Genomic DNA, 19,606 nt, shown 5'->3' with positions numbered 1-19,606 from the left:
GTGCATCCGGGAGGATTCGAACCTCCGACCGCTCGGTTCGTAGCCGAGTACTCTATCCAGCTGAGCTACGGATGCATCGGAAAACTTGCTTTACTGCCGATATTGATATCGTGATAAGCGATATCAAGTAAGAGATGGTGCATCCGGGAGGATTACTCGGCTGCGCCTCGCCCTGCGGGCCGTTGCTAAAGCAACGTTATCCTCCCTGGTGCTCGCGATTATCTCGCAGACCATGAAACAACAGTTTTGCTGTTGCCTCGGAGAAGATGGTGCATCCGGGAGGATTCGAACCTCCGACCGCTCGGTTCGTAGCCGAGTACTCTATCCAGCTGAGCTACGGATGCATCAGGGAAACTTACTTTACTGCAGATTTGATGTCGCTGCTAAAGCGCTATCAAGTAATATGGTGCATCCGGGAGGATTCGAACCTCCGACCGCTCGGTTCGTAGCCGAGTACTCTATCCAGCTGAGCTACGGATGCAAATGGCGGTGAGGCGGGGATTCGAACCCCGGATGCAGCTTTTGACCGCATACTCCCTTAGCAGGGGAGCGCCTTCAGCCTCTCGGCCACCTCACCAACACGCCTCTTGCGAGTGCTTCGAAGAACTTGTTTCTGCTCATCGTCGCTGCGTGGCGCACATATTACTTTCTGGGACTTATAAGTCAAACAATTTTTCCAGAGCTTTTATCGTTTGCACATTTCACGCGCAATTAGTCTGCAAAAACGGCAAAAAGAGTGTTTTATCAACAGATAAATTGGCAATTTCCTGAAGGAGTGAACAAACGGAAACTTCGCAGGAAAAGGCATTACGCGCAGTGGAATCGAAAAAATGGGGAAGACAAAGAAGAAAAGAGAAGAAAAAGAGTAACTCAATCAGGTTGCGCCTCACCAGAAAGGTGAGACGCGAAAACCTTAGTAACTGGACTGCTGGGATTTTTCAGCCTGGATACGCTGGTAGATCTCTTCACGATGGACAGAAACTTCTTTCGGGGCGTTTACGCCAATGCGCACCTGGTTGCCCTTCACCCCTAAAACTGTCACGGTGACCTCATCGCCTATCATGAGGGTCTCACCAACTCGACGAGTCAGAATCAGCATTCTTTGCTCCTTGAAAGATTAAAAGAGTCGGGTCTCTCTGTATCCCGGCATTATCCATCATATAACGCCAAAAAGTAAGCGATGACAAACACCTAAGTGTAAGCAGTCACGGCATCACATTCTGTTAAACCTAAGTTTAGCCGATATACACAACTTCAACCTGACTTTATCGTTGTCGATAGCGTTGATTCAAACGCTGCGGATTGAAGTCCGCAGCGTCGACTTACGCTTATAATTATTACAGTTTTGCGCTGACCCAGCCTTTCACACTGGCTAACGCTGCAGGCAGAGCCGCTGCATCCGTACCACCGGCTTGCGCCATGTCCGGACGACCGCCACCCTTACCGCCGACCTGCTGAGCGACCATTCCAACCAGTTCCCCTGCTTTCACGCGATCTGTCACGTCCTTAGACACACCCGCAATCAGAGAAACCTTACCTTCCACTACCGTTGCCAGAACGATAACGGTAGACCCCAGTTGATTTTTCAGATCATCAACCATGGTACGCAACATTTTCGGCTCAACGTCCGCGAGTTCGCTGACCAGCAGCTTCACGCCGTTGATATCAACCGCTTTGCTGGAAAGATTTGCACTCTCCTGCGCCGCAGCCTGTTCCTTCAATTGCTGCAATTCTTTTTCCAGTTGACGAGTACGCTCCAGCACGGAACGAACTTTGTCACCGATATTCTGGCTATCGCCTTTCAGCAACTGCGCAATATCGCTTAAGCGATCGCTCTCAGCATGCACGGTTTGGATAGCACCTTCACCGGTTACGGCTTCAATACGACGAACGCCTGCCGCAGTACCTGACTCGGACACAATGCGGAACAGACCGATATCACCCGTACGGCTGGCGTGAGTACCGCCACACAATTCGGTAGAGAAATCACCCATGCTCAGAACGCGCACATGGTCGTCATATTTCTCGCCAAACAGTGCCATTGCGCCTTTGGCTTTTGCCGCTTCGAGATCCATGATGTTCGTTTCAATCGGCAAGTTGCGACGGATTTGCGCGTTCACCAGATCTTCAACGGCACGGATTTCAGCAGGCTTCATTGCTTCGGTATGAGAGAAGTCGAAGCGCAGCAGTTTATCGTTAACCAACGAACCTTTCTGTGCCACATGTGTGCCCAGAACCTGGCGCAGCGCTGCGTGCATCAGGTGCGTTGCGGAGTGGTTCAAACGAATACGCGCACGACGGGCTTCATCCACATCAGCCTGTACCGCATCACCAATTTTCAGAGAACCCGCAGACAGCTTGCCAATGTGACCAATGGCCTGGCCATATTTCTGCGTGTCGCTAACGGCAAACGCGAAGCCTGCGCCTTTCAGCTCACCCTTGTCGCCAACCTGACCACCAGATTCCGCATAGAACGGCGTCTGATCCAGTACGACAACGGCATCCTGACCTGCGTTAATTGCGTCTACCGCTTTACCATCAACAAACAGCGCGGTCACTTTGCCGTTCAGTTCCAGGTGCTCGTAGCCTTTAAATTCAGAGGCGCCATCAACGCGAATCATCGCATTGTAGTCTGCGCCAAAACCGCTGGCTTCACGCGCACGACGGCGCTGTTCTTCCATTGCAGCTTCAAAGCCCGCTTCATCAACCTTAATGTTACGCTCGCGGCAAACGTCTGCCGTCAGGTCAACCGGGAAACCGTAGGTGTCATACAGACGGAATGCGGTTTCGCCATCCAGCGTATCGCCAGACAGTTTTGCCAGTTCTTCGTCCAGCAGCGCCAGACCACGCTCCAGAGTACGCGCAAACTGCTCTTCTTCGGTTTTCAGAACCTGTTCAACCATAACCTGCTGACGCTTCAGTTCTTCACCTGCAGAGCCCATGACGTCCACCAACGGACCAACCAGCTTGTAGAAGAAGGTATCCTTCGCGCCCAGCATGTTGCCATGACGTACCGCGCGACGAATGATACGGCGCAGCACATAGCCACGGTTTTCATTCGACGGCACAACACCATCGGCAATCAGGAATGCACAGGAACGGATATGGTCGGCGATAACGCGCAGAGACTTGTTGCTCAGATCGGTTGCGCCAGTGACTTTCGCCACGGATTCAATCAGTGAGCGGAACAGGTCGATTTCATAGTTGGAGTTAACGTGTTGCAGCACGGCCGCAATACGCTCCAGACCCATACCGGTATCCACGGACGGTTTCGGCAGCGGTTCCATGGTGCCGTCAGCCTGACGGTTGAACTGCATGAAGACGATGTTCCAGATCTCAATGTAGCGATCCCCATCTTCTTCTGCGCTTCCCGGAGGTCCACCCCAGATATGGTCGCCGTGGTCGTAGAAAATTTCGGTACATGGACCGCAAGGACCGGTATCACCCATCTGCCAGAAGTTGTCTGAAGCATAAGCCGCACCTTTGTTATCACCGATACGGATGATACGTTCGCGCGGAATACCGACTTCTTTTTCCCAGATTTCATAGGCTTCATCGTCAGTTTCATAGACGGTTACCCACAGACGCTCTTTTGGCAGGGCAAACCAGTTTTCACCGGTCAGCAGTTCCCATGCATATTGAATAGCTTCGTGTTTGAAGTAATCGCCGAAGCTGAAGTTGCCCAGCATTTCGAAGAAAGTGTGGTGACGTGCAGTGTAACCGACGTTTTCCAGGTCATTGTGCTTACCGCCCGCACGTACACAACGCTGCGAGGTGGTTGCGCGGGAATAATTACGCTTGTCGAGGCCAAGGAAAACATCCTTGAACTGGTTCATCCCGGCGTTGGTAAACAACAAAGTAGGGTCATTGTTCGGTACCAGGGAGCTGCTGGCAACTACCTGGTGTCCTTTACTATGGAAAAAATCGAGAAACGCCTGACGGATCTCAGCGGTGCTCTTGCTCATAATTATCCTGAAGAAATCAAGCTAACGAAATGTCATTACCAGCATCGGCACGCAAACTGCGCCTCTGGCAATCGAAAAGTGGGAATAAGATAAGTTTTCTTTACTGGGAAGTAAAATCCCGTATGCGGTCAATCGTCAAAATTTCGCCATATTGCCTGAATATCTTCCATCAGATAGCCGCGATAGAGCAAAAAACGCTGAACCTTTATCTTATCTGAAAAATCGACAGGTAAAGGTTCACCGTACTTCCGAATGGCCTGCTCGCGTGCAAGCACTGCCCAGTCAATTTCGCACTCACGCATGGCCCGCTCGATAGCTTCACGTGCGATCCCTTTTTGGTTTAATTCCTGGCGCACTCGGGCTGGTCCATAACCTTTGCGGCTACGGCTGGCGATAAACTGCCGCACGAAACGATCATCATCCAGATAACGACTTTCAATACACCAGGCGATGACCTTGTCGTAATCCTCCGGCGTGGCATCAATTTCTTCTGGTCCATTTTTCCCCATCACCGGAGCGGCCAGCTTACGCCGCAGTTCCTGCTCGCTGTGGTCGCGCATCGCCAGAATGCGTACGGCGCGGTCAAGCAGTCGGGAATAAGCAGAACGGCGGGAAGTTGCTTCTGTCATAGTAAGCCTTCAGAAATGAAAAAGGGCTGCATGATATGCAGCCCTTTACTATATGTGATTCACAACATGCGATTCAAAACAGATTATCAGAAATCTTCGTTCGTTTCTTTTACGTCTTCGCCGCTGTCATCAACGGAGAAATCAGGCGTTGAATCCTGGTTATTGAGCAGTAACTCACGCAATTTCTTCTCAATTTCTTTCGCAGTTGCCGGATTTTCTTTCAGCCAGTTGGTCGCATTCGCTTTACCCTGACCGATTTTCTCACCGTTGTAGCTGTACCATGCACCGGCTTTTTCAATCAGCTTCTCTTTCACGCCCAGGTCAACCAGTTCGCCGTAGAAGTTGATGCCTTCACCGTAAAGGATCTGGAATTCAGCCTGTTTGAACGGCGCTGCAATTTTGTTTTTCACAACCTTAACGCGGGTTTCGCTGCCGACCACGTTGTCGCCTTCTTTCACCGCGCCAATACGACGGATGTCCAGACGAACAGACGCATAGAATTTCAGGGCGTTACCACCGGTGGTGGTTTCCGGGTTACCAAACATAACGCCAATCTTCATACGGATCTGGTTGATGAAAATCAGCAGCGTGTTGGACTGCTTCAGGTTACCGGCCAGCTTACGCATTGCCTGGCTCATCATACGCGCCGCAAGGCCCATGTGAGAGTCGCCAATCTCGCCTTCGATTTCTGCCTTCGGCGTCAATGCGGCAACGGAGTCGACAACGATAACGTCAACCGCACCGGAGCGCGCCAGCGCATCACAGATTTCCAGCGCTTGTTCACCGGTATCCGGCTGAGAACACAGCAGGTTGTCGATATCAACACCGAGCTTACGGGCATAGACCGGATCCAGCGCGTGTTCCGCATCGATAAATGCACAGGTTTTACCTTCACGCTGCGCAGCGGCAATAACCTGCAGGGTCAGCGTTGTTTTACCGGAGGATTCAGGCCCGTAGATTTCGACGATACGGCCCATTGGCAAACCGCCCGCGCCCAATGCGATATCCAGAGAAAGCGAACCGGTGGAGATAGTTTCCACATCCATGGAACGGTCTTCACCCAGGCGCATGATGGAGCCTTTACCGAATTGCTTTTCGATCTGACCCAGCGCTGCAGCCAACGCTTTCTGTTTGTTTTCGTCGATAGCCATTAATTACTCCTGTCATGCCGCTTTCGGGTTAAACCGCGAAACGTGATAGATAATGTTCTGTTGAGGCAATTATACTGTATGCTCATACAGTATCAAGTATTTTGTAGAAATTGTTGCCACAGGGTTTGTAACGCGTAGACGGTCGCCTGTCGACGTACCGCGTCGCGATCGCCGCTGAAGCATTCCCTACGCGTAATCCCCTCACCGCTCACGCTGGCAAAGGCGAACCATACGGTACCTACGGGCTTTTCTTCACTGCCGCCATCCGGCCCGGCAATACCGCTGATCGAGACTGCGAAATGCGCGCGGGCAGCTTTTAGCGCGCCAATCGCCATCTCCACCACCACAGGCTCGCTCACCGCCCCATGCTGGGCCAGCGTCTCTTCGCGCACGCCAATCATTTGTGCTTTGGCTTCGTTGCTGTAGGTCACAAACCCGCGTTCAAACCAGGCGGAGCTTCCGGCAATATCCGTAATCGCTTTGGCCACCCAGCCCCCGGTGCAGGACTCCGCCGTCGTAACGGTCGCCCCACGCGCTTTCAGCGCCAGGCCAACCTGCTCACTTAACTGCATCAGTTCACTGTCGGTCATTTCAGCCTCTGTCAGTTAAAAAATATGCCGGACAAGATAGCACTTTCATAACCAATGTGGGGATGGAGAGAACGTTTTACGAGAGGGATTCCAAAAATTGCTCCGTTGCATAAATAAGACCTGCCGGATGACGATGTCAGGGCATCTTATCCGGCCTACAAGAGATTTCTTCCTGTAGGCCGGTGGAGCGATTACTGCACGCGCGCCAGCGCGACCGCCTGACCCAACTGCCACACGGCCATCGCGTAGTGGGTACTGTGGTTGTAGCGGGTGATGGTGTAGAAGTTCGGCAGTCCATACCAGTACTGATAGCCGGTACCAATATCCAGGCGCAGCAGGCTGGCCTGCTGATGATTACCCAACGACTGCTGTGGCGTCAGACCCGCGGCAGCAAGCTGAGAAATGCTGTACTGGGTTTTAAAGCCGTTCGCCAGCCCAGGTGCCTGACCATTTGCCGGCACCGCGACCGTATCGCCTTTCACCCAGCCGTGGCCCTTGAAGTAATTCGCCACGCTACCGATGGCATCAACCGGATCCCACAGGTTAATGTGGCCATCGCCATTAAAATCAACGGCATATTGCTTATAGGAAGACGGCATAAACTGGCCGTAGCCCATCGCGCCGGCAAAAGAACCTTTCAAATCGAGCGGATCGTCGCTTTCATCTCGCGCCATCAGCAGGAAGGTTTCCAGTTCACCAGAGAAGTATTCCGCACGACGAGGATAGTTAAACGACAGCGTCGCCAGCGCATCCAGAATCCGCGTTTTACCCATCACGCGGCCCCAACGCGTTTCAACGCCGATAATGCCAACGATAATTTCCGGCGGAACACCATAGACCTGCCACGCGCGGTTCAGCGCATCTTCATATTGATTCCAGAAGGCCACACCATTTTGCACGTTGTCAGGCGTGATGAACTGTTTGCGGTAGCGCAGCCATGCGCCGTTAGGACCGGCTGGCGGTTGAGTCGTCGGTGCCTGGCGGTCCATCAAACGCAATACCGAGTCCAGACGCTTGGCCTGCGACAGGATCTCCTGCAACTGCTGGCGGTCAAAGCCGTGCTTGTTGACCATTTTTTCGATGAACTGCTGCGCGTTGGGATTATTGGCAAAATCACCGCCCGTTTGCATGACGTTGTGCTGTGGCTCAAGCAGGAAGCCGCCGGATGGCGCACCCGTAGTCGTTTGAGTCTCTGAAGGTTTAGGTTTGCTGCTACAGGCAGCGAGCAGTACGAAAAGGGGGAGTAACGCTACATAACGACGCTTGAACATGAGACATCCATTAAACAAATTCAGCCTGGGAGAAGTATGGTAAAGCATCCTCCGGCATACAAGGAAGCGGTAGTCGCTCTCCTTCACAGAATTTACATCCCCTTTCATCTCTGACCTTCACATTTGCGAGCTTTCACGCAATAACTTTCAAATTAAAATATTTATCTTTCATTTTGAGATCAAAATAACACTTTTATATCTTTCGATCTGATTAAAATTAGCCACCGTTTGGCAAGATAACTAAAATCCCTACAGGAGAGAATAATGATCGACACCATCACACTCGGTGCTGAGTGGTTTATCGGGCTGTTCCAGAAAGGCGGAGAAGTGTTTACCGGTATGGTGACCGGTATTCTTCCCCTGCTGATTAGCCTGCTGGTCATCATGAATGCGCTGATTAACTTTATCGGCCAGCAACGTATTGAACGTTTTGCTCAGCGCTGCGCCGGAAATCCACTGTCCCGCTATTTGCTGCTGCCGTGCATCGGCACATTTGTATTTTGTAACCCGATGACGCTGAGTCTGGGTCGCTTTATGCCAGAAAAATACAAGCCCAGCTACTACGCCGCCGCCTCTTACAGTTGCCATTCAATGAACGGCTTATTCCCGCACATCAACCCCGGCGAACTGTTTGTCTATCTGGGGATCGCCAGCGGCCTGACCACGCTGGGGCTTCCGCTTGGCCCACTGGCGGTGAGCTACCTGCTGGTCGGTTTGGTGACTAACTTCTTCCGCGGCTGGGTGACCGATTTCACCACCACTATCTTCGAGAAAAAAATGGGCATTCAACTTGAGCAGAAGGTGCATCTGGCGGGAGCAACATCATGACACGTATTCGTATTGAAAAAGGCACCGGTGGCTGGGGTGGCCCCCTTGAACTGGATGCCGTACCGGGCAAGAAAATTGTCTATATCACCGCAGGAACTCGCCCCGCAATAGTCGACAGGATAGCAAGCCTGACCGGTTGGCAGGCAGTTGATGGCTTCAAAGAAGGCGAGCCGCCGGAGAACGAAATTGGTGTGGCGATCATCGACTGCGGCGGCACGCTGCGCTGTGGTATCTATCCCAAACGCCGTATACCGACGGTGAATATTCACGCTACGGGTAAATCCGGCCCGCTGGCTCAGTACATTGTCGAAGATATCTATGTCTCTGGCGTGAAAGAAGAAAACATCACGATTGTCGGCGAGGCATCCGCTGCGCCGCAACCTGCAAGCAGCACTATCGGTCGCGATTACGACACCAGTAAAAAGATTACCGAACAAAGCGACGGCCTGTTGGCAAAAGTGGGAATGGGCATGGGTTCAGCCGTTGCGGTTCTGTTCCAGTCCGGACGTGACACCATCGATACCGTCCTGAAAACTATTCTGCCATTTATGGCGTTCGTCTCGGCACTGATCGGCATCATTATGGCTTCGGGTCTGGGAGACTGGATTGCCCATGGACTCGCGCCGCTGGCCAGCCATCCGTTGGGACTGGTTACTCTGGCGCTGATCTGCTCTTTCCCGCTGCTGTCGCCTTTCCTCGGCCCCGGTGCGGTTATCGCCCAGGTTATCGGCGTGCTGATCGGTGTACAGATTGGTCTGGGGAACATTCCTCCGCATCTGGCGCTACCTGCCCTGTTCGCCATTAACGCCCAGGCTGCATGTGACTTTATTCCGGTTGGGTTGTCGCTGGCCGAAGCGCGTCAGGATACTGTCCGCGTCGGCGTGCCATCCGTACTGGTGAGCCGTTTTCTGACCGGCGCACCTACCGTTCTCATCGCCTGGTTTGTTTCTGGCTTTATTTACCAATAAGGGGCACTCAAAAATGACCGTCATTTATCAAACCACCATCACCCGTATCGGCCAGAGCGCCCCGGATGCACTGTGCGACCAGATGCTGATTACCTTTCGTGAAGGCGCGCCAGCGGATATCGAAGAGTTTTGTTTCATCCATTGCCACGGGGACCTGAACGGCTCTTTACAAGCAGGGATCCAGTTTGAACTGGGCCAGCACCACTACCCGGTCACCGCCGTTGGCAGCGTGGCGGAACAAAACTTACGTGAACTCGGGCATATCACCCTGCGCTTTGACGGGCAGAGCGAAGCGGAATTCCCCGGCACTGTACACGTTGCGGGCCCCGTCCCGGACGGTATCACCCCGGGCTGTATTTTGAAGTTTGTTGCTTAAGATTGAAGGAGATAAAAATGAATCAGGTTGCCGTTGTCATTGGTGGAGGCCAGACCCTGGGGGCATTCCTCTGCCGTGGGCTTGCGACAGAAGGATACCGCGTCGCGGTGGTGGATATTCAAAGCGATAAAGCTGCCAACGTCGCGCAAGAAATTAACGCCGAGTTTGGCGAAGGTACCGCGTACGGTTTTGGCGCAGATGCCACCAGCGAACAGAGCGTGCTGGCGCTGTCGCGCGGAGTGGATGAAATATTCGGTCGTGTCGATCTGCTGGTTTACAGCGCGGGTATCGCTAAAGCCGCTTTTATCAGCGACTTTCAGCTTGGGGATTTCGACCGCTCGCTGCAGGTCAATCTGGTCGGCTACTTCCTCTGTGCTCGTGAATTTTCACGCCTGATGATCCGCGATGGCGTGCAGGGACGCATTATCCAGATCAACTCAAAATCAGGGAAAGTGGGCAGCAAACACAATTCAGGCTACAGCGCGGCAAAATTTGGCGGCGTGGGCTTAACCCAGTCGCTGGCGCTGGATCTGGCGGAGTATGGGATCACCGTACATTCGCTGATGCTCGGCAACCTGCTGAAATCACCAATGTTTCAGTCGTTATTACCGCAATATGCGACCAAGCTGGGCCTTAAGCCAGATGAGGTGGAGCAGTACTACATTGATAAGGTTCCGCTTAAACGCGGCTGCGATTATCAGGACGTACTGAACATGCTGCTGTTTTACGCCAGTCCAAAAGCCTCTTACTGCACCGGGCAGTCCATCAACGTGACCGGCGGTCAGGTGATGTTTTAATGTTGAATTGCCGGATGGCGGCTGCGCTTATCCGGCAAAATCAAAGGAGTACATAATGGTTTCCGCACTGATTACCGTCGCCGCTATCGCCTGGTGCCTGCAACTGGCGCTTGGTGGCTGGCAAATATCCCGCTTTAACCGGGCGTTTGATCAACTCTGCCAGCAAGGTCGGGTTGGTGTTGGTCGCTCCGGTGGGCGTTTTAAACCGCGCGTGGTGGTAGCCATTGCGCTGGATGAGCAGCAACGGGTGACCGACACGTTATTTATGAAAGGTCTTACTGTTTTCGCCCGACCAGGCAAAATTGCCACGATAATGGGCAAACATCTTGATGATTTACAGCCTGATGTGATCTTTCCCCATGATCCGTTATCACAGAATGCACTATCATTGGCGCTTAAACTGAAACATGGGTAATTTCGTTGTGAATGCTAATAGCTTGCGAAATTATCATTTTGCAACTTATTAAGTCAGGGTAATCACGCCTATGAAACCTCGTCAGCGTCAGGCTGCCATACTGGAGCATCTGCAAAAGCAGGGCAAATGCTCGGTTGAAGAACTGGCCCACTACTTTGACACGACCGGCACGACCATTCGCAAAGACCTGGTCATTCTGGAAAATGCCGGAACCGTCATTCGTACCTATGGCGGTGTGGTATTAAATAAAGACGAATCCGACCCGCCAATCGATCACAAAACGCTAATCAATACGCATAAAAAAGAGCAGATTGCCGAAGCCGCCGTCCGTTTTATACACGATGGCGACTCAATTATTCTGGATGCGGGTAGCACCGTACTGCAGATGGTGCCGATGCTCACGCGCTTTAGCAACATCACCGTCATGACCAACAGTCTGCACATTGTTAACGCCCTTTCGGAGCTGGACAACGAGCAAACTATCCTGATGCCCGGCGGGACCTTTCGCAAAAAATCTGCGTCATTTCACGGTCAGCTGGCAGAAAACGCCTTTGAGCAGTTCAGCTTTGATAAACTCTTCATGGGCACCGACGGCATTGACCTTAATGCCGGCGTGACCACCTTTAATGAGGTGTTTAGCGTCAGTAAAGCGATGTGCAATGCCGCTCGCGAAGTGATTCTGATGGCTGACTCGTCAAAATTTGGGCGCAAAAGCCCTAATGTTGTATGCAGTCTGGAAAGCGTCGACAAGCTGATTACCGATGCGGGCATCGACCCTGCGTTTCGTCAGGCGCTGGAAGCAAAAGGGATTGAAGTGATCATAACCGGAGAAACCAATGAGTGATGCACTACTGAACGCGGGCCGTCAGACGTTAATGCTGGAACTACAGGAAGCCAGCCGACTGCCAGAACGCCTGGGCGATGATTTTGTCCGCGCCGCCAATACGATTATCCACTGTGAAGGCAAAGTCATTGTCTCCGGTATTGGTAAATCAGGTCATATTGGCAAAAAAATTGCGGCGACCCTCGCCAGCACCGGCACGCCCGCCTTTTTTGTGCATCCGGCGGAAGCGCTGCACGGCGACTTAGGGATGATCGAAAGCCGTGATGTCATGCTGTTTATCTCCTACTCCGGCGGTGCGAAAGAGCTGGATCTCATCATCCCACGCCTGGAAGACAAATCCGTCGCACTGCTGGCAATGACCGGAAAACCGACCTCACCGTTGGGTCTGGCAGCCAAAGCCGTGCTGGATATTTCCGTTGAGCGCGAAGCCTGTCCGATGCGCCTGGCACCGACGTCCAGCACCGTAAATACGTTGATGATGGGCGACGCGCTGGCGATCGCCGTAATGCAGGCGCGCGGCTTTAACGAAGAAGATTTTGCCCGCTCACATCCGGCAGGTGCGCTGGGCGCTCGTCTGTTGAATAAAGTGCATCATCTGATGCGCCGCGACGATGCCATACCTCAGGTGAAACTCACCACCAGCGTTATGGACGCGATGCTGGAACTCAGCCGCACGGGTCTTGGCCTGGTCGCGGTCTGCGACGACCAGTCACTGGTGAAAGGGGTCTTTACCGACGGTGACCTGCGCCGCTGGCTGGTTGGCGGCGGAGCGCTCACCACCCAGGTTAGCGAAGCTATGACTCAGAATGGCATTACGCTACAGGCGCAGAGCCGCGCGATTGACGCCAAAGAGATCCTGATGAAGCGTAAAATCACTGCCGCACCGGTTGTCGATGAAAACGGTAAACTCACCGGTGCTATCAACCTGCAGGATTTCTATCAGGCCGGTATTATCTAATCCTTCAGACCCAGACGTTTCGCCAGCCGGTGCAGGTTGGCGACGTCTGTTTCCAGCGCCCGCGCGCTTGCCGCCCAACTGTGATTATTTTGCGCCAGTGCCCGGCGGATCATCTCCCGCTGGAACGACTCTGTTGCTTCACGCAGATTGTGATGTTGTGGGATCTCCGCAACAACTTCCGCCACCTGCGGAGCCGGACCTTCATCCTGCAAGGCAAAATGCTGCGTCTCCAGCACCACTTCATCCCCTGCCCTGGTAGCCCTGGCCAGAACAACCGCCCGGTGAATGGCATGTTCCAGCTCGCGCACGTTTCCGGGCCAGCCGTAATTCAGCAGATGGCTACGCGCGCCGGGGCTTAGCACCACGCGGGAAAGACCCAGCCGCAGTCGGCATTGCTCGCAAAAATAGCCGGCCAGCAGCACCACATCTTCGCCGCGCTCACGAAGAGGCGGTACAGAAAGGGGGAAGACGCTCAGACGGTGGAACAAATCCGCGCGGAAATTCCCGGCCAGCACCTCTTCGCGTAAATCACGGTTCGTCGCCGCCAGCACCCGCACATCCACGCGCAGGCTGCGATCGTCACCCACGCGCTGAATATCGCCGTACTGCAATACGCGTAGCAGCTTAGCCTGTAGCGCCAGCGAGAGTTCGCCTATCTCGTCGAGAAACAGCGTCCCATTGTCGGCCATTTCAAACTTACCGCTACGATTGCTGATAGCCCCGGTAAACGCGCCTTTTACGTGACCAAACAGCTCACTTTCGGCTACGGTTTCCGGCAACGCTGCACAGTTCAGATACACCAGTGGATTCACCGCGCGCGGCGAACCTTCATGGATAGCTTTAGCCACCAGCTCCTTCCCGGTTCCTGTTTCGCCGCTAATCAGCACGTTGAGATCGGACCCCGCCACAATCTCAATTTCTTTTTTCAACTGCATCATATTGGGCGACAGGCCAATCATCTGGGTTTCCGTCACCTGCTCAAAGTTGGTTGACGAACCTGGCAGCATATTCTGGCTTTCCAGTTGTTCAATCAGCAGCGCATTGCTCAGCGCACCCGCCGCCAGCGCGGCAATCAGCCTAAGCTCCTCATCGCTGAAAACATCGAACTGATCGGGCTCCATGCCATCCAGGGTTAACGCACCAATCAAATTTTGACCGGCGAACAACGGCAGCCCAATACAGGCATGCACCTTCAGACTCTCCTGCCCCGGAATCAGACCATCATATGGGTCTGGCAAATCGCTGTCGGCAGGGAAACGAACCACGTCTCCGGCGCGGGCAATCGCCTCCAGACGTGGATGCCCTTCCAGAGTAAAGCGTCTGCCGAGAACATCCTGCGCCAGCCCATCGATCGCCAGCGGAATAAACTGTCGCGACTCGTAGCGCAGCAGTGCCGACGCGTCGCACTCCAGCACCTGACGCAAAGTGGTTATCAGACGTTGAAAACGGTCCTGATGTCCAATACCGCTTTGTAATTCAATGGCGATGCCCGCCAGCACGTCTACGGAAAAGCTCATGACTACCTCATTGTCATTTTGACAATTCATATTGTCATATTGACAATAAAATTAATAGTCATTTTGACTACCACCTAATAAGCAGAAAACAATAAAACCATTAAAATCAATAAAATAAAAAGTTGGCACGCAACCTGCAATAAGCAAAACATCTTTTTTAGAAAAACGCTGAATTAATTACTGAGGTTGCTATGTCTATTCTGGTTAAAAATAACATTCATTGGGTTGGCCAACGTGACTGGGAAGTTCGTGATTTCCACGGGACTGAATACAAAACGCTGCGCGGCAGCAGCTACAACAGCTATCTCATCCGTGAAGAAAAAAATGTCCTGATCGATACAGTAGACCACAAGTTTAGCCGTGAATTCGTGCAGAACCTGCGCAGTGAAATTGACCTCGCGGATATCGACTACATCATCATTAACCACGCGGAAGAAGACCATGCAGGGGCGCTGACTGAGCTGATGTCCTGCATCCCGGACACGCCGATTTACTGCACAGCCAACGCCATTGACTCCATCAACGGGCATCACCATCACCCGGAGTGGAACTTTAACGTGGTGAAAACCGGTGATTCACTGGACATTGGTAACGGCAAACAGCTGATCTTCGTTGAAACGCCAATGCTGCACTGGCCTGACAGCATGATGACCTACATGACCGGCGACGCGGTGCTGTTCAGTAATGACGCCTTCGGTCAGCACTACTGCGACGAACGTCTGTTTAACGACGAAGTTGACCAGACCGAACTGTTCGAACAGTGCCAGCGTTACTACGCCAACATTCTGACGCCGTTCAGCCGTCTGGTTACACCGAAAATTACTGAGATCCTCGGCTTCAACCTGCCTGTCGATATGATTGCTACTTCCCACGGCGTGGTATGGCGCGACAACCCGACACAAATCGTGGAAATGTACCTGAAATGGGCGGCGGATTATCAGGAAGACCGCATCACCATTTTCTACGACACCATGTCCAACAACACCCGCATGATGGCGGACGCCATAGCCCAGGGCATCAACGAAGTTGACCCGAACGTGGCGGTGAAAATCTTTAACGTCGCCCGTAGCGATAAGAACGAAGTTCTGACTAACGTCTTCCGCTCTAAAGGCGTGCTGGTCGGTACTTCGACGATGAACAACGTGATGATGCCAAAAATCGCCGGTTTGGTGGAAGAGATGACCGGCCTGCGTTTTCGTAACAAACGCGCCAGCGCCTTTGGCTCACACGGCTGGAGCGGCGGCGCAGTAGACCGTTTGTCTACGCGTTTGCAGGATGCTGGTTTCGAAATGTCGCTGAGCCTGAAGGCGAAATGGCGTCCGGACCTGGATGCACTGGAACTATGCCGCCAGCACGGCCGTGAAATCGCACGTCAGTGGGCGCTTGCTCCACTGCCGGAAACAACCGTAAAAGCCGCATCCAAAGAAGAAGAATGCGCTTGCGCCGCTGCGGCTGCCGCCGATCTTGGACCTAGCATGCAGTGCAGCGTGTGCCAGTGGATTTACGACCCGGCAAAAGGTGAACCGCTGCAGGATGTCGCGCCGGGAACACCGTGGAGCGACGTGCCGGATAACTTCCTGTGTCCAGAATGTTCATTAGGTAAAGACGTCTTCGACGTCCTGGCAACGGAGGCAAAATGAGCCGCGGAATTGTCATTATTGGTTCGGGCTTCGCCGCCCGCCAGTTAGTCAAAAATATCCGTAAGCAGGATGCAAATGTCCCGCTGACCCTGATTGCTGCGGACAGCATGGATGAGTACAACAAGCCCGATCTCAGCCATGTTATCAGTCAGTCACAGCGTGCAGACGACCTCACCCGCCAGTCGGCGGGGGAGTTTGCCGAACAGTTTAATTTGCGCCTGTTCCCGCACACCTGGGTAACCGACATCGATGCTGATGCCCACGTAGTGAAAAGCCAGGATCAGCAGTGGCAGTACGACAAACTGGTGCTGGCGACGGGCGCTTCAGCCTTTGTACCGCCGGTTACCGGACGTGAGTTAATGCTCACGTTGAACAGCCAACAAGAGTATCGCGCTTGTGAAACGCAGCTGCGTGACGCCCAGCGGGTGCTGATTGTCGGCGGCGGCTTGATTGGCAGTGAACTGGCGATGGATTTTTGTCGTGCCGGTAAAGCGGTAACGCTTATCGACAACGCCGCCAGCATTCTGGCTTCGCTGATGCCGCCGGAAGTCAGCAGTCGCTTACAGCATCGTCTGACCGATATGGGCGTACACCTGCTGCTGAAATCACAGCTTCAGGGGCTGGAGAAAACGGCGTCAGGTATTCGTGCCACGCTCGATCGTAGCCGCAGCGTAGAAGTCGATGCGGTGATCGCCGCCACCGGCTTACGCCCGGAGACCGCACTGGCGCGTCGTGCCGGATTGAACATCAATCGTGGCGTCTGCGTCGATAGCTACCTGCAAACCAGCCACCCGGACATTTATGCTCTCGGCGACTGTGCGGAGATTAACGGTCAGGTGCTCCCGTTCCTGCAGCCGATTCAGCTGAGCGCCATGTATCTGGCGAAAAACCTGCTCGGCGGCAATGCGCCATTGAAACTGCCAGCCATGCTGGTAAAAGTCAAAACGCCAGAACTGCCTCTGCATTTGGCCGGGGAAACCCAGCGCCGCGATCTAAACTGGCACATCGCCGCCGAAGCGCAGGGAATGGTTGCCAGAGGGATGAACGAGGAAGGCCAGCTGTGTGCGTTTGTCGTCAGTGAAGACCGCATGAAAGAGGCCTTTGCGCTGCTGAAAACGTTGCCTGTGTAAGTCTGGGATACCGGATGGCGCCGCTTCGCGTCTTATCCGGCCTACGACTTTGCCCGGCAACGCTGCTACTGATTTATTAACCTCACGCACATGGATGTGCGTTGCCACTTGTCGGTATGCCCCGACATGTTTTTCTTGCCCCGCCAGTCCCGGGGCTTTTTTTATTTTTGCGCCAACGCTCGCGCCGCGGCAATCACGCCCTGCCCCAATGACAACCCGCCGTCGCCCGCCGGTAAACGCTGCGGGAACAGTAAGGTAAAATCACGCAGATAAAACGCCAGACGGGCCGACAATAAGCGGTTATGCATCACGCCACCGCTAAATACTAACGTCTTAATCCCGCGCGCTTCGGCCTGCATTCGCATCAGAGTGGCAAACCCACGCGCCAGCGCGTCGTGAAACGCCCATGCCCTTTCTGCTGGTTTGGCCTGCCAGTTCAGCCATTGCTGCCAAAAAACCGCTAAGTCCAGCTGATTGTCATCAAGCGGCACCGTGACTGGGTGCTCAACGCCATCACATTGCGATGCCATCGCCTCAAGCGCACAGGCCGCTTCACCTTCATAACTCAATGATTCCGGTGCACATTGCAACGCGGCGGCAACGGCATCAAACAGTCGTCCGCACGATGACGCCAGCGGAGCGTTAATTCCCCGTTCAATAGCGCGCGCCAGCACGTTCCAGTTTTGATGTTGCAGCACCGATGTTTCCGGATAACGCTGCCAGTCAGGAACAAAACGCAGGCACTGCGCGAGCAGATTACGCCACGGCTGTTTTGCCGCCAGATCGCCGCCCGCCAGCGCTACCGCCGGTAAGCCGCCAAGGTGTTCGCATTCACGATAGTTGACCCGCAAACACTCCCCTCCCCACAGCGCGCCGTTTTCCCCCATACCGATACCGTCTAGCGTCAGGGCAATCACATCACCGCCATTGAGCGGCCAGCCGTGCTCCGCAAGACACGCAGCGGCATGCGCATGGTGATGCAGCACCGTTTCAGTTGGCAGCTCCATTTCACTGGCCCATTGGCTGGAAACATAGCCAGGGTGTGCATCATGCACGATACGCTGCGGCGTAAAGTCATAAATGTTCTGGATCAGGCGTAGCGCATCACGCCACTGTTGCTGAATACCGTCATCGCTGAGATCGCCCAAATGCTGGCTGATAACCGCCTGCTCGCCGCGCACCAGACAGAAAGTATTTTTCAGATCAGCACCTAAGCACAGCATCGGCGGCACGTCGCGAAATCCTGGCGGTAGTGCTATCGCATCCGGCACATAACCCCGGGAACGACGCAGCATTTCCCCACTGTCGCGCACCACGGAGTCATCCATCCGCTGCACAATTTCGCGATTATGCAGCAGGAAACCGTCGGCAATGTCGTGTAAATCTTCCAGCGCCTGGGCGTTGGTAATGGCCGGAGGCCTGCCGCTGAGGTTGCCAGAGGTCATCACCAGCGGACAATTCATCTCTTGTAAGAGCAAATGCTGTAACGGATTCGCTGGCAGCATGACGCCAACCTCCGTTAACCCCGGCGCGATGCCCTCGCTCAATGCAGCGACATAGCGTTTCTGCACCAGCACGATCGGCGCAGCAGGGGTAGTCAGCAAACGACGAGCGGGTTCAGGCAATCCTTCATCAGAGGGCAGCATCACTGCCAGAGGTTTCGCCGGACGGTGTTTGCGCAGCCTGAGTAGCGCAACGGCGTTATCATTTCGCGCATCGCACACCAGATGAAACCCACCAATGCCTTTAACCGCCACAATACCGCCTGCTTTCAGCCGCGATACCGCCGCCTGCAGCGCCTCTTCTTTCTCCGCCCGCTCACCCGCACAGAACCACTCCAGATGAGGGCCGCATGCCGGACAAGCCACTGGCTGGGCGTGGAAGCGACGGTCGTACGGATCGCGATACTCTTTGTCACATTGCGCGCAGAGTGGGAATGACGCCATTACGGTAAACGGACGATCGTAGGGCATGGCGCGGATAATCGTAAAACGCGGACCACAGTGGGTGCAGTTGATAAAGGGGTATCGGTAACGACGTTCGCCGGGGGTGTTCATTTCAACAAGGCATTCGGGACAGGTCGCGGCGTCCGGAACGATTTGCGTATTCATCGTACCGCCAGCACTTTGACGAATCGAGAAATCGGCAGGCTGCTGCGTCCAGGCGAATGGTTCGCTCTCAACGCTGTCAATGCGCGCCAGCGGTGGGCAGTGTTGATGCAACTGCGCAATAAATTCCGCCGGATCTTCCTGTAAGCGCACAACCACACCGTCACCGTCGTTACACACATCGCCATGCAGTTGTAAGCGCTGCGCCAGTTGCCAGACGTAGGGGCGAAATCCGACGCCCTGTACTTTGCCGCGAATACGCAGCTGTACGCCGGAGTGGTTGTTTATTGTCATTAAGTCGTTCCCGCAGTCATCTATCCCGGTTTGCCTGATGGCGCTACGCTTATCAGGCCTACGTGGATGCGAACAGTAGGCCGGATAAGGCAAAGCCGCCATCCGGCATAAGTACTACCGTATTT

17 protein-coding genes and 4 tRNA genes are annotated in these 19,606 nt (G+C 54.0%); 9 read left to right on the top strand and 12 right to left on the bottom strand.

The features are described from left to right. Position 1: 1 nt before the first annotated feature. From OGY10_RS19670 to mltB, 10 genes are all read right to left on the bottom strand, one after another. A tRNA-Arg gene (locus OGY10_RS19670) sits at positions 2-75 on the bottom strand. A gap of 192 nt (positions 76-267) precedes the next feature. Then, positions 268-344, bottom strand: a tRNA-Arg gene (locus tag OGY10_RS19665). Between the two features lie 60 nt (positions 345-404). Further along, positions 405-481, bottom strand: a tRNA-Arg gene (locus OGY10_RS19660). Positions 482-484: 3 nt separating this feature from the next. After that, positions 485-577 (bottom strand) — tRNA-Ser (locus OGY10_RS19655). A gap of 336 nt (positions 578-913) precedes the next feature. Next, entirely contained in the window at positions 914-1,099 is a 186-nt protein-coding gene (csrA, locus tag OGY10_RS19650; protein ID WP_000906486.1) for a carbon storage regulator CsrA, read from the bottom strand. Positions 1,100-1,337: 238 nt separating this feature from the next. Further along, positions 1,338-3,965 (bottom strand): alanine--tRNA ligase, encoded by a 2,628-nt coding sequence (gene alaS, locus OGY10_RS19645; RefSeq protein WP_286577250.1) that lies wholly within the window; start codon positions 3,963-3,965, stop codon positions 1,338-1,340. Between the two features lie 128 nt (positions 3,966-4,093). Continuing rightward, a complete protein-coding gene (gene recX / locus OGY10_RS19640; protein WP_286577249.1) occupies positions 4,094-4,594 on the bottom strand; it encodes a recombination regulator RecX in 501 nt (166 codons plus the stop codon). A gap of 86 nt (positions 4,595-4,680) precedes the next feature. After that, entirely contained in the window at positions 4,681-5,745 is a 1,065-nt protein-coding gene (recA, locus tag OGY10_RS19635; RefSeq protein ID WP_003037330.1) for a recombinase RecA, read from the bottom strand. Positions 5,746-5,837: 92 nt separating this feature from the next. After that, entirely contained in the window at positions 5,838-6,335 is a 498-nt protein-coding gene (gene pncC, locus OGY10_RS19630) for a nicotinamide-nucleotide amidase (protein WP_003825955.1), read from the bottom strand. Positions 6,336-6,526: 191 nt separating this feature from the next. Further along, positions 6,527-7,606: a lytic murein transglycosylase B gene (gene mltB, locus OGY10_RS19625; protein WP_003037336.1), complete on the bottom strand. Its 1,080-nt coding sequence runs from the start codon at positions 7,604-7,606 to the stop codon at positions 6,527-6,529. A 264-nt stretch (positions 7,607-7,870) separates the two neighbouring features. Between mltB and srlA the strand changes: the two genes are divergently transcribed. The 7 genes from srlA (at position 7,871) to gutQ (ending at position 12,792) form a co-directional block, all read left to right on the top strand. Continuing rightward, on the top strand, positions 7,871-8,434 hold the full coding sequence (gene srlA, locus OGY10_RS19620; protein WP_003037339.1) for a PTS glucitol/sorbitol transporter subunit IIC: 564 nt from the start codon (positions 7,871-7,873) through the stop codon (positions 8,432-8,434). Next, positions 8,431-9,402: a PTS glucitol/sorbitol transporter subunit IIB gene (gene srlE / locus OGY10_RS19615; RefSeq protein ID WP_048225255.1), complete on the top strand. Its 972-nt coding sequence runs from the start codon at positions 8,431-8,433 to the stop codon at positions 9,400-9,402. The genes srlA and srlE overlap by 4 nt, the downstream gene beginning before the upstream one ends. Positions 9,403-9,415: 13 nt before the next feature. Continuing rightward, positions 9,416-9,778: a PTS glucitol/sorbitol transporter subunit IIA gene (gene srlB, locus OGY10_RS19610; protein ID WP_008785621.1), complete on the top strand. Its 363-nt coding sequence runs from the start codon at positions 9,416-9,418 to the stop codon at positions 9,776-9,778. 17 nt (positions 9,779-9,795) lie between these two features. Further along, on the top strand, positions 9,796-10,575 hold the full coding sequence (gene srlD, locus OGY10_RS19605; protein WP_003037345.1) for a sorbitol-6-phosphate dehydrogenase: 780 nt from the start codon (positions 9,796-9,798) through the stop codon (positions 10,573-10,575). A 55-nt stretch (positions 10,576-10,630) separates the two neighbouring features. Further along, entirely contained in the window at positions 10,631-10,990 is a 360-nt protein-coding gene (gene gutM / locus OGY10_RS19600; protein ID WP_008785622.1) for a transcriptional regulator GutM, read from the top strand. Positions 10,991-11,060: 70 nt separating this feature from the next. Next, positions 11,061-11,834: a glucitol operon DNA-binding transcriptional repressor SrlR gene (gene srlR / locus OGY10_RS19595; RefSeq protein WP_003037350.1), complete on the top strand. Its 774-nt coding sequence runs from the start codon at positions 11,061-11,063 to the stop codon at positions 11,832-11,834. Further along, positions 11,827-12,792 carry an arabinose-5-phosphate isomerase GutQ gene (gutQ, locus tag OGY10_RS19590; RefSeq protein ID WP_003825938.1) on the top strand — a complete coding sequence of 322 codons (966 nt, stop codon included), beginning with the start codon at positions 11,827-11,829 and terminating at the stop codon, positions 12,790-12,792. Before srlR ends, gutQ begins: the two co-directional genes overlap by 8 nt. Here the strand turns inward: gutQ and norR are convergent. After that, complete coding sequence (norR, locus tag OGY10_RS19585) at positions 12,789-14,309, bottom strand: nitric oxide reductase transcriptional regulator NorR (RefSeq protein WP_128612138.1); 1,521 nt, start codon at positions 14,307-14,309, stop codon at positions 12,789-12,791. The two genes, gutQ and norR, sit on opposite strands and share 4 nt — an antisense overlap. A gap of 191 nt (positions 14,310-14,500) precedes the next feature. Here norR and norV point away from each other — a divergent pair, with 191 nt between their 5' ends. Together norV and norW are read left to right on the top strand one after the other, a co-directional pair. Then, the gene (gene norV, locus OGY10_RS19580) at positions 14,501-15,949 is read left to right on the top strand and encodes an anaerobic nitric oxide reductase flavorubredoxin (RefSeq protein WP_008785624.1); all 1,449 of its coding nucleotides are present in this window, start codon (positions 14,501-14,503) and stop codon (positions 15,947-15,949) included. Beyond that, the gene (gene norW / locus OGY10_RS19575) at positions 15,946-17,079 is read left to right on the top strand and encodes an NADH:flavorubredoxin reductase NorW (protein WP_286577247.1); all 1,134 of its coding nucleotides are present in this window, start codon (positions 15,946-15,948) and stop codon (positions 17,077-17,079) included. Before norV ends, norW begins: the two co-directional genes overlap by 4 nt. Positions 17,080-17,240: 161 nt before the next feature. Here norW and hypF read toward each other — a convergent pair whose 3' ends face one another. Further along, a complete protein-coding gene (hypF, locus tag OGY10_RS19570) occupies positions 17,241-19,481 on the bottom strand; it encodes a carbamoyltransferase HypF (RefSeq protein WP_286577246.1) in 2,241 nt (746 codons plus the stop codon). Positions 19,482-19,606 lie beyond the last annotated feature (125 nt).

Origin of the sequence: Citrobacter sp. Cpo148 (genome assembly GCF_030332375.1) — a bacterium.
Taxonomy (GTDB): Bacteria; Pseudomonadota; Gammaproteobacteria; order Enterobacterales; family Enterobacteriaceae; genus Citrobacter; species Citrobacter portucalensis.
The sequence above is the reverse complement of the archived record's forward strand: the minus strand, read 5'-3'. Positions and strand labels throughout refer to the sequence as shown.

Bases quoted from the DNA above. Each gene is read 5' to 3' on its own strand.
- csrA (WP_000906486.1), bottom strand. From the start codon at position 1,099: ATGCTGATTCTGACTCGTCGAGTTGGTGAGACCCTCATGATAGGCGAT.
- alaS (WP_286577250.1), bottom strand. From the start codon at position 3,965: ATGAGCAAGAGCACCGCTGAGATCCGTCAGGCGTTTCTCGATTTTTTC.
- recX (WP_286577249.1), bottom strand. From the start codon at position 4,594: ATGACAGAAGCAACTTCCCGCCGTTCTGCTTATTCCCGACTGCTTGAC.
- recA (WP_003037330.1), bottom strand. From the start codon at position 5,745: ATGGCTATCGACGAAAACAAACAGAAAGCGTTGGCTGCAGCGCTGGGT.
- pncC (WP_003825955.1), bottom strand. From the start codon at position 6,335: ATGACCGACAGTGAACTGATGCAGTTAAGTGAGCAGGTTGGCCTGGCG.
- mltB (WP_003037336.1), bottom strand. From the start codon at position 7,606: ATGTTCAAGCGTCGTTATGTAGCGTTACTCCCCCTTTTCGTACTGCTC.
- srlA (WP_003037339.1), top strand. From the start codon at position 7,871: ATGATCGACACCATCACACTCGGTGCTGAGTGGTTTATCGGGCTGTTC.
- srlE (WP_048225255.1), top strand. From the start codon at position 8,431: ATGACACGTATTCGTATTGAAAAAGGCACCGGTGGCTGGGGTGGCCCC.
- srlB (WP_008785621.1), top strand. From the start codon at position 9,416: ATGACCGTCATTTATCAAACCACCATCACCCGTATCGGCCAGAGCGCC.
- srlD (WP_003037345.1), top strand. From the start codon at position 9,796: ATGAATCAGGTTGCCGTTGTCATTGGTGGAGGCCAGACCCTGGGGGCA.
- gutM (WP_008785622.1), top strand. From the start codon at position 10,631: ATGGTTTCCGCACTGATTACCGTCGCCGCTATCGCCTGGTGCCTGCAA.
- srlR (WP_003037350.1), top strand. From the start codon at position 11,061: ATGAAACCTCGTCAGCGTCAGGCTGCCATACTGGAGCATCTGCAAAAG.
- gutQ (WP_003825938.1), top strand. From the start codon at position 11,827: ATGAGTGATGCACTACTGAACGCGGGCCGTCAGACGTTAATGCTGGAA.
- norR (WP_128612138.1), bottom strand. From the start codon at position 14,309: ATGAGCTTTTCCGTAGACGTGCTGGCGGGCATCGCCATTGAATTACAA.
- norV (WP_008785624.1), top strand. From the start codon at position 14,501: ATGTCTATTCTGGTTAAAAATAACATTCATTGGGTTGGCCAACGTGAC.
- norW (WP_286577247.1), top strand. From the start codon at position 15,946: ATGAGCCGCGGAATTGTCATTATTGGTTCGGGCTTCGCCGCCCGCCAG.
- hypF (WP_286577246.1), bottom strand. From the start codon at position 19,481: ATGACAATAAACAACCACTCCGGCGTACAGCTGCGTATTCGCGGCAAA.